Genomic DNA, 10,515 nt, shown 5'->3' on the forward strand with positions numbered 1-10,515 from the left:
GGCGTCGTGGGCGGCGGGGTCGTGGGCGGCGGAGTGGTCGGCGGGGCGCTGCCGAAGACCGTCGCCTCCTTCGCGGTCGCCTTGATGCCGTTGGCGCCGTTGAAGATCCGCTGTCCCCAGCTGGTCAGGCTGGCCGGGTTGAAGTTGGTGACCATGTCGAGGTACTCGACGCCACCGCCGTTGCCGCTCCACGACCAGCCCAGGTAGCCGATCCCGTTGGCCTGGGTGTACGACAGGATGGTGTCCTCGTCGGGGTTGCCGTCGGAGTGGTCGAAGCCGAACTCGCCGACCACGATCGGCAGTTTGGCGGCGCGGAACCGGCCCAGGTAGTCGCTGATCTCCGCGGCGGTGTCGAAGACGCCGTACATGTGGATGGAGAAGACGGTGTTGCGGTCGGGGTCGGCGGCGAACACCGAGGCGGCGTTGTCGCGCATGGTGAACGACCAGTCCTGGCCCCAGTTGGGCGCGTCCACCATGATCGTGTGGTCCAGCCCGGCGGCGCGCAGCCGCTTGATCGCGTTCGAGGTGTCCGTGGCCCAGGAGGCGTAGCCCTGGTTGCCGTACGGCTCGTTGCCGATGTTGACGATGACGTACTTCTCCTGGCCGGCGAGGGCGCCGGCGATGCTGAGCCAGTAGTCGACGGCCTGGTCCAGCGTGGCCGCCCCGCTCTGTTCGCCGTAGCCGGTGGTGTCGTGCACCTCCAGCACGCAGATCAGCCGGTTGGCCTTGCACAGCGAGATGACGTTGGCGACGTCGGCGGTGTCGTTCTTCGCCCACCGCTGGCCGCTGGCCAGCACCACCCGCACCGTGTTCGCGCCGAGGGCCTTGATGTTGGCGAAGGAGCTGGTCTGCTGTTGGTACCAGGTGTGCGCGTGGTTCACGCCGCGCATGACGAACTCGTTGCCGTTCGCGTCGTAGAGCTTGCCGTCGGCGACGGAGAAGCCGGTCGCGGCCCGCGCGGGCTGGCCGAACGCCAGCACGGCGACCAGCAGCGCGAGCAGGGCCGCACCGGCGGCGGAGAGTCGTTTCTTCATGGCCTTCCTCAAGGGAGGACCCCCGTTGCCCGGGTGGGGGTGGGACGTCACAGGGGGATGGCGGCTGCAGCCCGACAGCCGCCGCCCGGCTCTCGGCGGCGCACGGATCAGCGTAGGCCGATCGGTCCGGGCGCGCAATGAACCGGTTAAGGAGTGGTCCCGGAATACCGGACGCGGATGGTTGAGCCGCCCTGGCCGGGGTATCCGGGGATGATCCGCCCGGGTCGGAAGGAGACACCATGGTCAAGGTCGGTTACACCCTGATGTGCGAGCAGGCCGGCCCCAAGCAACTGGTCGACCACGCGGTGCGGGCGGAGGCGGCCGGTTTCGACCAGCTCGTCATCTCCGACCACTACTACCCCTGGCTGGACTCGCAGGGCCACGCCCCGTACGCCTGGTCGGTGCTCGGCGCGGTCGCGCACGCCACCAGCCGGGCCGAGCTGATGTCCTTCGTGACCTGCCCGATCCGCCGCTACCACCCGGCGGTCGTGGCGCAGAAGGCCAGCACCGTCGGCGTCCTCTCGGACGGCCGGTTCACCCTCGGCCTGGGCGCGGGCGAGAACCTCAACGAGCACGTCGTCGGTGGCTGGCCGCACGTGCAGCAGCGGCACGAGATGTTCGAGGAGGCGCTCCAGATCATCCGGCCCCTGCTCAACGGGGAGACGCTGACCTTCTCCGGCAACCACTACGACGTGCCCGACGCGTACGTGTGGGACCGGCCGGACCGCCCGGTGCCGATGGCCGTCGCCGCCTCCGGCCGGCAGTCGGCCACCCTCGCCGCCGAGTACGGCAACGGCATCGTCGCCACCGAGCCGGACCCGCACATCATCGAGATGTACGACGACGCCGGCGGCGCCGGGCAGCCCCGCTACGGGCAGGTGGCCATCTGCTACGGCCCGGACGAGGCGGAGTGCCGCAAGATCGTGCACGACCAGTTCCGCTGGTTCGGGATGGGCTGGAAGGTCAACGCGGACCTGCCCGGGCCGGAGTCGTTCGCCGCCGCCACCCAGTTCGTCCGCGAGGAGGACGTGGCCGAGGGGATCTCCTGCGGGCCCGACGTGGACCGGCACGTCGAGGCGTTCAAGAAGTTCGTCGACGCGGGCTTCACCCACGTGGCGATCGTGCAGGTGGGCGGCGAGACGCAGCCGAGGTTCCTGGACTGGGCGCAGGAGCAGCTGCTGCCCCGGCTGCGCGAGCTGTGAGGATCTCGCCGACCCGGCGGCCCCGGGCGACCCCGCCCGGCCGGTTCGGCCCGGCCGAGCTGCGCCTCGCGCTGGCCGCACCGCGCCCGGCCGCCGGTCTGACCAGCGAGTGGCGGCTCGTTGACGGGCTCCGTACGCACACCCGCCGCACGGCCGACCCGGGCACCGGCGCCACCCCGGTCGTGCTGGTGCACGGGCTGGCGGTCTCCCACCGCTACCTGACCCCGCTCGCCCTGGCGCTGGCCGACACCCACCCCGTGTACGCGCCGGACCTGCCCGGCTTCGGGCTCACCGAGCGCCCCGGCACGGCGTACGACGTGCCCCGGCACGCCGACCACCTGGCCGCCTGGCTGGCCGCGTACCGGATGCCGCCGGTCTGCCTGGTCGGGCACTCGTTCGGCGCGGAGGTCGTCGCGGCGCTGGCCGCCCGGCACCCCGACGCGGTCCGGGCCGTGGTGCTCGCGGGCCCGACCAGCGACCCGGCCGCCCGGTCCCGGCGGGGGCAGTTCGGACGCTGGCTGGTGGACACCCTGCGGGAGGCGCCGTTGCAGGCGCCGATCCTGGTGCGGGACGTCGTCGACGCCCGCCCCTGGCGGGTCCACGCCACGCTGTCGCACTCGGTGCGCAACGGGGTCGAGGCGGACCTGGTCCGGATCACCGCGCCCACCCTGGTGGTCACCGGCTCCCGGGATCCGGTCGTGCCGGCGCCCTGGCGCTCGCAGGTGGCCCGGCTGGTGCCGCACGCCCGCACGCTGACCGTGCCGGGGGCCGCGCACAACGTCGCCACCACCGCGCCGGCGCAGGTCGCCGACGCGATCCGTGCCCTTCTCGCCCCGTCGCTGACGAACAGGTGATCACATGCGCATCGGCAACACGGAGATCCGGCCCGCCGGCGGCGGCCTCGGCTGCCTGCTGATGATCCTCTTCTCGATCGTCGCCTCGGTCGTCCTGACCGTCCTGCTCAACCTGGTCCTGTAACCCACACCGCCGCTCGCCCCTCGGCAGCGGTCCCCGCCGGAGATCTTGGTAGGAACCGGCCCCTCGGGGGGCCTCTGCGCACCAAGATCTACCGGCCGGGGCCGGCCGGGGCCGGCCGGGGACCACCGGGCCGGCCGGGGCGCCCATCGGTCAGCGACGCAGGCCCAGGGCGGTCAGGGTCTCGCGGGTCGCCTGACGCACGGGGTCGAGCACGCTGCGGCGCAGCCAGCGGGCCACCGGCGACACCGTCGCCCGCCACGCGGCGGCGACCGCCCGGCCCACCGGACGGACGGCGTGCCGCCACAGCCAGCCCGCCGCCAGCACGAACGGCCGCAGGGTGAGCGCGTAGCACCACCACAGCAGCCGGCCGGCCGTCCGCCACGCCCACGCCGCCGCGTCGAGCAGCACCCGGCCGACGGCCAGCAGCCACCGTCCCACTGTCAGGAGCCCGGCCACCAGCAGGCGCCCGAGCGGGGCGAGGAGCCGGCCCAGCCAGCGCAGCGGCACCCAGAGCAGGTGGTACGCCAGCCAGGCCAACGGCATCCACACCACGGTGCGGGCCAGCCAGGCCAGCCCGCGGGCGAGCCACACCAGCGGCACCCAGACCAGGGTGCGGAGCAGCCAGGCCAGGCTGCGGCCGAGCCAGCACAGCGGCACCCACAGCAGGGTCCGCAGCAGCCAACCCAGCGGGCGCAGCAGCCAGCGGTCCAGGAACCGGCCGACCGGCGCGAGCAGCCAGCGGTGCAGGCACCGGCCGATCGCGGCGACCACCTCCCAGGCCAACCGCACGGGCACCACCACCACCAGCGCGATCCCCCGCGCGACGGCCACCAGCAGCGGGGCGGGCTCGGCCGGCGTCCGGCCGCCCGTCGGCGCGGGGTTCGGCGAGTCGATCACCGGCTCACGGTAACCGCCACCGGCTACCGGCCACCGGATCAGGCCGGGTGCAGGGCCAGGTCCGCGACGACCGGGTAGTGGTCGGAGGCGTACTCGGTCTCGCCGCCCCGCACCACCCGGCAGTCCCGCGCCCGGCCGGCCAGCGCCGCGGTGCCGAACAGGTAGTCCAGGCGCATGCCGGAGAACTCCGCGCCGCCGCCGTGCCGGGTGGGCGCGGTCAGCCCGCCGTCGGCCGTCCCGGCCGCCGCGTACAGGTCGACCAGGCCGGCGGCGAGCAGCCGGGCCACCGCCCGGGTCTCCACCGTCCGCCCGTCCCGGCGCAGGTGACGACGGCGGTACGCGGCGGGGAGCCGGGCGATCCGGTCGGTGTGGTCGGCCAGCGGGTCGAGGGTGTTCAGGTCCCCGGCCAGCAACCCCAGCTCCCCCGGCGCACGGCGCAGCGCGGCGGCGGCCCAGCCCGCCTCGACGCGCCGCCGCAGCCCCCGGTACGGGTCCAGGTGGACGCTCAGCACGGTCAGCGGGCCGGCGTCGGTCGCCACGGTGACCCGCTGCGCGGCGTGGTGGAACGGCCGGCGCACCCGGGCGGCGGCGAGGGCGCGCAGCGGCGGCCGGAGCAGCACCGCCACCGGCTGGCCGAAGCAGGACCAGGCCAGGTGGGGACGCATCCCCACCCGGTCCGCGAAGTCGCCGAGCACGCCGCCCGAGTCGAAGTCCCGCAGCTCCTGCAGCGCCAGCACGTCGGGCCGCTGCTCGGCGACGACCCGGACCAGCCGGTCGCGGCGGTCGGCGCCGCCCCGGTCCCGCCCGCCGGTCCGGATGTTCCAGGTCATCACCCGCAGCATGGCCGGCGTCAGTCCACCCGGGCGGCCTTGGCCAACTCGTCGTCGAGGGCGCGCACGTCCTCGGACTCGATGCTGGGTCGGTTGCCCTCGCGCAGGTCCTCGTTGGGGCGCACCACCCAGTAGAGCAGCCCGATCCACAGGGCGGTGAGGATGATCGCGCCCATGAAGTCGGTGGGGTGGTGCATCCCCCGGTACATCCGGGAGATCGCCACGCCGGCCGGCATCACCACCGCCAGCGCCACGAAGATCCACCGCCACCACCGGTCGGTACGCGGGAAGACGATGATCGCGATGGCGACCCACACGCACAGCGTGGCGGCGATGTGGCCGGACGGGAACGACGAGGTCGGCATCGGGCCGTCGAGGTTGCCCACCGGCGGCCGCGGCCGGTCGACCGCGGCGGCGGAGGCGAGGAAGAGGCTCAGCTCGCCGAACATGGTCAGCGCGACGAAGAGCACCGGCCGCCAGCGCCGCCACACGGCCAGCACGAGCGGACAGAAGACCAGCGAGATGAGCAGGATGGCGTGGGTGTCGCCGGCCTTGCTCCACCAGTAGCTGAAGTCGTCCCGGCCCGGCGTGCGGTGCTCGGCGAACCACCTGGGCACGTCGGTGTCGAGGGTGGCGAAGAAGGTGCCCCCGGCGTGGTAGCTGACGAACATGCCGAAGCCGTAGAGCGCGCCGAGGACCAGCACCCAGCCGACGAGCAGCTCGAACACGGCGGCGCGGGGGTGCGGCAGCAGGTGCGCCTCGTCGGGGGCGGGCGCCACGTCGGTGGCGGCCTCCGGCTCCAACCCCTCCGTCAGCGCCGGGACCCGCCGGCCCCGCTCCAGCCGCCACAGCCGGAAGGCGTACGCGGTGACGCCGAGCCAGGCGGCGCCGAGCAGCCAGGCCCCGAGCACGTCGGAGACGAAGTGCACGCCGAGCGCGATCCGGGTCAGACCGATCAGGAACACGACGGTGGCGACCAGGGCGATCGCGGGCCTGCGCCAGCGGCGCGACATCGCCGGCAGGAAGACCAGCAACAGCGCCCCGTACGCGACCATCGAGCCGAGGGCGTGCCCGCTGGGGAAGCTGTCCCCGGCGTAGCTGCCGATCGGCACCTCCACCTCCGGACGCAGGCGGTCGACCAGGGTCTTGAGCGCCGGGTCGAGGATCAGCGCGCCCAGGCCGGTGACGATCAGGAACACCGCGAGCCGGCCCTGCCGGCGGATGAGCAGGCCGACCACGGCGACCGACACCAGCCAGATGATGACCGCCCGGCCGCCGAGGTCGGTGAGCGCGTTGAGCACGGTCACCAGCGGCCCGTGCGGGGCGACCAGGTCGTTGAGCCAGGCGGCCACGCCGTGGTCGACGTCGTAGAGCGGGGTCCACCGGGTCCGGACCAGGACGAGGAGCACCCCGAAGCCCACCCCGGCGCCGAGCACGACCGCCAGGCCGACGAGCGTCCGTTCGGTGAAGTGACCCAGGGGTCGTCGCAACGCCTCTTTGACCGCGCCCACGGCAGCCTCCCTCTCGCCTCTGGCGTGCCGCAATACCCGATCGGCGCTCCGCGTACACCGCGGTGGTGTCCGAAACGGACTACAGGGAGGTCATCTCGCCGGTGTCGCGGAACTCCTCGCGCTCGGCCTCGGGCTCCCACAGGTCCGGCTGGGCGGGCTCGCGCACGCCGATCCGCAGCGCCTCCAACTGGGCGGCGAAGGACAGCCCGCCGAAGAGCGCCATGCCGGTCAGGTTGGCCCACAGCAGCAGCGCCATCATCCCGGTCATCGCGCCGTACGTCTGACCGAACCCGTCGCTGAACCGCACGTACGCGGCGAGCAGCAGGCTGGCCACCCACCACAGCACGGTGGCGATCCCGGCGCCGAAGAACAGCCAGGACAGGCCGGGCTGGTTGCGGCGGGGCGCGTGCCGGAACAGCACCGCGACGGCGAGGACGGTCAGCCCGAGGCTGAGCGGCCAGCGCACCACGTCCCAGACGCCGTTGGCGAACTCGCCCCAGGCGTAGTGCCGCTGCACCGAGTCGCCCATCGGCCCGCCGCCGACGAGGATCAGGAACCCGGTCAGCGCCGGCACGCCGGCGGTGAGGGCGAGGACGGCGGCGCGGACGTACTTCCACAGCGCCGGGCGGTCCCGCTCCACGCCGTAAATCCGGTTGGCCCCGCGCTCGATCTGCGCCATGGTGCTGGTGAGCGCGACCAGGCCGGTGACCAGGCCGAGGCTGAGCGCCAGTTCCCCGGCGCGTTCGGTGCGGTCGCCCTCGCCGAGCAGCTCGGCCACCATCGGTTCGCTCGCCCCGGGGGTGAGCGCGAGCACCGTGTCGGCGACGACCTGGCCGCCCTCCTCGACGCCGAGTTCGCTGATCAGGCCGGTCAGCGCGATCAGGAACGGCACCACGGCGAGGCACAGTTGCAGCGCGAAGGCGCGGGAGTGGCTGAACCCGTCGCCGTAGCGGAACCGGATGAAGGCGTCCCGCAGCAGGTGCCAGCCGCCGTGGCGGCGCAGGGTGTGCCAGGCGTCGTCGGCGTTGAGTTCCTCGTCGGGCATCAGCCGGGTCTCCGGCACGATCCGGGTGCTACTCACGGCGCGCCTCTTCGATGAGCTCCTCGCCCCGCTCCCCGGCTGCCTGCGCGTCGTCGGCCAGGTCGGGGGCCTGCTCGGGCTGCGGCACGCAGAGCCACAGCGCCCGCCGTCGGATCTCGGCCTTCAGGGTGCGGCCCGGCGCGATGAGGTCGCCGTCGAGCTCCCGGGGCTGGGCCCGGTTGCTGGTGATCTCCACGCGCCGACCCCGGAAGACCTCCATCCGGGGGACGCGGTCCTGCTTGCGTACGACGGCCCAGCCGAGGGCCAGCCAGTGCCGCAGCGTACGCGGGGTGAGCACCGCGACGTCGAGGTAGCCGTCGTCGGGCTCGGCCTCGGTGAGCAGGCGTACGCCGCCCTGGAGGCGCCCGACGTTGGCGATCAGGACCGAGCGGGCCCGGCGGCGGATCGGCTGCTGGTCGTCGATGCGGATGGACACCTTCATCGGCCGGTCGCGCAGGTGCCGGGCGGCCCCCACGACGTACGCCGGCCAGCCGAACCGCCTCTTCGTGGTCTCCGAGGTGTCGGCGAGCATCTGGGCGTCGAAGCCCATGCCGGCCATCACGGTGAAGTAGTGGTCCTCCACCGCGCCGACGTCGAGCAGCCGGCGGCCCCGCTCGACGGCGACCTCCAGCCCGGCGGCCAGGTCCCCGGAGAGGCCCAGGTTGGCCGCGAGCAGGTTGCCGGTGCCCTGGGGGAGCACGGCGAGCGCCACGTCGGTGCCGACCAGGCCGCTGACGCAGGACATCACGGTGCCGTCGCCGCCGCAGGCGAAGACCACGTCCACGCCGGCCTCGACGGCCTTCTCGGTCTGACCGCGGCCCGGGTCCTCGACGGTGGTCTCGAACCACAGCGGCTCGGGCCAGCCGGCGGCGGCGAGGGCGTCGTGGACCGTCCGTCGCAGCTCGTCGAGGTCGGCCACCTTCACCGGGTTGACCACCACGGCGGAGCGCAGACCGCCGCCGCCGCCGTGCGCCGCGCGCCTGTCCTGTCCAGCATCCACGGCGCCAGTGTGCAGGAGAACCGGCCCGGCAGCGACCCGGCGGGCGGTGACCTTACGCGCAGCGAAAACGGGTTTGCGGACGCGGCTCGCCGGAGCGGACCGCCCGACCACGATCGGCGCGGCCGGTGCGGCCACGATCGGTGCGGCCGGTGCGGCCGGTGCGGCCAGGGTGGCGGCGGCCATTCGTCCGCCCGGGGCGGCGATCCCGCCCGCCCCGGGCGGGCCGGCGTCAGGCCGCGGCCCGCAGCGCGGTCTCCACCCGCCGGCGCAGGTCGTCCAGGTCGGCCCCGGCCTCGGTGAGCACCAGCGCGCCCAGCCCGCGCCCCTCACGGAGCACGCCGAGCAGGATGTGCTCGGTGCCGATGTGGCGGTGGCGCAGCCGCAGCGCCTCCCGCAGCGCCAGCTCCAGCACCTTCTTGGCGCGCGGGGAGAAGGGCCCGCCCGCGTACCGCCGCAGGCCCCAGCGGCGGCGCGGCGGCGGCGCCGCCTCGCGCAGCGCGTCCGGGCCGAAGGACTCCTCGATGCGCGCCACGATGGCCGCGAGGTCGATGCCGATCTCCCGCAGCGCGGCGGCGTCGGCGTCGGCGAGGCCGGTGCCGCCCCGCTCGGTGTGCCGGCGGACGCGGGCCCGCAGGTCGTCGGCGCGGACGCCGGCCTCGGTGAGCACCCGCGACGCCAGGCTGTCGCCGTCGGCGAGCAGGGCGAGCAGCAGGTGCTCGGTGCCGACCGGCCGCTGGCCCTCGGTCCGGGCCTCGTCCCGGGCGACGCGCACCACGGTGCGGGCCCGGTCGGTGAACCGTTCGAACATCACGCCTCCCAGGAGGATCCGACCGCCGGACGCCCGGCGTGCTTCTTGTGGACCGCCTGCCGACTGACCTCGAGCTCGTCGGCGATCTCCTGCCAGGACCAGCCCTGTCGACGGGCGTTGTCCACCTGGACCACCTCGAGCCGTTCGAGCAGCCGGCGCAGCGCGCGGACGGCGCGCAGCCCGACCCGGGGGTCGGTGCTGCCGGCCGCCGCGGCGAGTTCCGTTGCCTGACTCATGTCGTCAACCTACGTTGACAAGCGGGCTCCTGTCAACCCGCGTTGACACCCGGACGCGGTCGGCCCGGTGCTACCGTCCGCCGGTGCCCAGTCCCCACCGCAGGTCCAGCGAGGTCGCCGTGCCCGGTGAGCCGCGCCGCTTCCCGCTCGGCGCGGTCACGCTGGAGGCCGTCGGCGGCAGCGTGGTCGGCGACCGCTACCCGGCGAACTTCGACGTGCTGCACGTCGACCCGGCCCTGCCGTTCGCGGCGGTGGCCGACGGGATGGGCGCCGGCGAGGGCAGCCGCCGGGCCGGCGCGACGGCGATGGAGAGCCTGGTCGCGCAGGTGCGGGCCGCCTGGCCCGAGGTGGGTCCCCGGCAGTTGCGGGCCGCCGTGGCCCACCTGCAATCGGCCGTACGCGCCGCCGGCGCGGGCCTGGCGGAGCTGACCGGCTGCACCCTCACCGCCCTGCTCGCGGAGCCCGACGGCGGCCAGGGCTGGCTCGTCCAGCTCGGCGACTCCCGCGCGTACCGGCTGCGCGACGGCCTGCTGGAACTGGTCACCGTCGACCACACCGCGGCCTGGCTCGGGGTGCTGCACGGGTGGTACCCGGCCGACTCCCCCGCCGCCGCCCGCGCCCGCTACCAGCTCACCCGCTACGCCGGCCACCCGAACGAGCCGGAGGCCGACCTGCTCGCCGTGTCGCTGCGCCCCGGCGACGTCTGGCTGCTCTGCACCGACGGGGTCAGCGACCAGGTCGACTACCACCTGACCCGGGAACTCCTGGCGGCGGCGCGACCGGAGCAGGCGGTCCGGGACCTGCTCGACGCCACCCTGACCGCCGGCGGCGACGACAACGCCACCGCCGTGGTCGTCCGGGTCCACCCCGCGGCTTCCCGCTGACACCTCCGAACGCCGGAAACGCCGCTGGCCGGCACCCCGTGCGGGGTGCCGGCC

11 protein-coding genes are annotated in these 10,515 nt (G+C 74.6%); 3 read left to right on the forward strand and 8 right to left on the reverse strand.

The window, feature by feature from the left end:
- A partial coding sequence (locus ACSNOB_RS30155; RefSeq protein ID WP_436690621.1) for a glycoside hydrolase family 5 protein occupies positions 1–1,034 on the reverse strand: 1,034 nt, incomplete at its 3' end.
- A gap of 239 nt (positions 1,035–1,273) precedes the next feature.
- Here ACSNOB_RS30155 and ACSNOB_RS30160 point away from each other — a divergent pair.
- Together ACSNOB_RS30160 and ACSNOB_RS30165 are read left to right on the forward strand one after the other, a co-directional pair.
- Positions 1,274–2,236, forward strand: coding sequence for a TIGR03557 family F420-dependent LLM class oxidoreductase (locus tag ACSNOB_RS30160; protein ID WP_436690623.1), 963 nt, complete (start codon positions 1,274–1,276; stop codon positions 2,234–2,236).
- Positions 2,233–3,090, forward strand: a complete 858-nt coding sequence (locus tag ACSNOB_RS30165) for an alpha/beta fold hydrolase (protein WP_436690625.1) — start codon at positions 2,233–2,235, stop codon at positions 3,088–3,090. Before ACSNOB_RS30160 ends, ACSNOB_RS30165 begins: the two co-directional genes overlap by 4 nt.
- Positions 3,091–3,364: 274 nt before the next feature.
- Here ACSNOB_RS30165 and ACSNOB_RS30170 read toward each other — a convergent pair whose 3' ends face one another.
- From ACSNOB_RS30170 to ACSNOB_RS30200, 7 genes are all read right to left on the reverse strand, one after another.
- Complete coding sequence (locus tag ACSNOB_RS30170; protein WP_436690627.1) at positions 3,365–4,111, reverse strand: hypothetical protein; 747 nt, start codon at positions 4,109–4,111, stop codon at positions 3,365–3,367.
- Positions 4,112–4,149: 38 nt separating this feature from the next.
- Positions 4,150–4,953, reverse strand: coding sequence for an endonuclease/exonuclease/phosphatase family protein (locus ACSNOB_RS30175; protein WP_436690629.1), 804 nt, complete (start codon positions 4,951–4,953; stop codon positions 4,150–4,152).
- 8 nt (positions 4,954–4,961) lie between these two features.
- A complete protein-coding gene (locus tag ACSNOB_RS30180) occupies positions 4,962–6,452 on the reverse strand; it encodes a phosphatase PAP2 family protein (RefSeq protein ID WP_436690631.1) in 1,491 nt (496 codons plus the stop codon).
- Positions 6,453–6,531: 79 nt separating this feature from the next.
- A complete protein-coding gene (locus ACSNOB_RS30185; protein ID WP_436690633.1) occupies positions 6,532–7,533 on the reverse strand; it encodes a YihY/virulence factor BrkB family protein in 1,002 nt (333 codons plus the stop codon).
- Entirely contained in the window at positions 7,526–8,533 is a 1,008-nt protein-coding gene (locus ACSNOB_RS30190) for a diacylglycerol/lipid kinase family protein (protein ID WP_436690635.1), read from the reverse strand. Before ACSNOB_RS30190 ends, ACSNOB_RS30185 begins: the two co-directional genes overlap by 8 nt.
- 229 nt (positions 8,534–8,762) lie before the next feature.
- On the reverse strand, positions 8,763–9,341 hold the full coding sequence (locus ACSNOB_RS30195) for a Clp protease N-terminal domain-containing protein (protein ID WP_393104470.1): 579 nt from the start codon (positions 9,339–9,341) through the stop codon (positions 8,763–8,765).
- Positions 9,341–9,577, reverse strand: coding sequence for an HTH domain-containing protein (locus tag ACSNOB_RS30200; RefSeq protein ID WP_089001290.1), 237 nt, complete (start codon positions 9,575–9,577; stop codon positions 9,341–9,343). The genes ACSNOB_RS30195 and ACSNOB_RS30200 overlap by 1 nt, the downstream gene beginning before the upstream one ends.
- Before the next feature lie 83 nt (positions 9,578–9,660).
- Between ACSNOB_RS30200 and ACSNOB_RS30205 the strand changes: the two genes are divergently transcribed.
- A complete protein-coding gene (locus ACSNOB_RS30205) occupies positions 9,661–10,461 on the forward strand; it encodes a PP2C family protein-serine/threonine phosphatase (protein ID WP_436690637.1) in 801 nt (266 codons plus the stop codon).
- Positions 10,462–10,515 lie beyond the last annotated feature (54 nt).

Origin of the sequence: Micromonospora sp. URMC 106, assembly GCF_051386395.1 — a bacterium.
In the GTDB taxonomy this organism is placed as follows: domain Bacteria; phylum Actinomycetota; class Actinomycetes; order Mycobacteriales; family Micromonosporaceae; genus Micromonospora.

Bases quoted from the DNA above. Each gene is read 5' to 3' on its own strand.
- ACSNOB_RS30195 (WP_393104470.1), bottom strand. From the start codon at position 9,341: ATGTTCGAACGGTTCACCGACCGGGCCCGCACCGTGGTGCGCGTCGCC.
- ACSNOB_RS30175 (WP_436690629.1), bottom strand. From the start codon at position 4,953: ATGCTGCGGGTGATGACCTGGAACATCCGGACCGGCGGGCGGGACCGG.
- ACSNOB_RS30200 (WP_089001290.1), bottom strand. From the start codon at position 9,577: ATGAGTCAGGCAACGGAACTCGCCGCGGCGGCCGGCAGCACCGACCCC.
- ACSNOB_RS30160 (WP_436690623.1), top strand. From the start codon at position 1,274: ATGGTCAAGGTCGGTTACACCCTGATGTGCGAGCAGGCCGGCCCCAAG.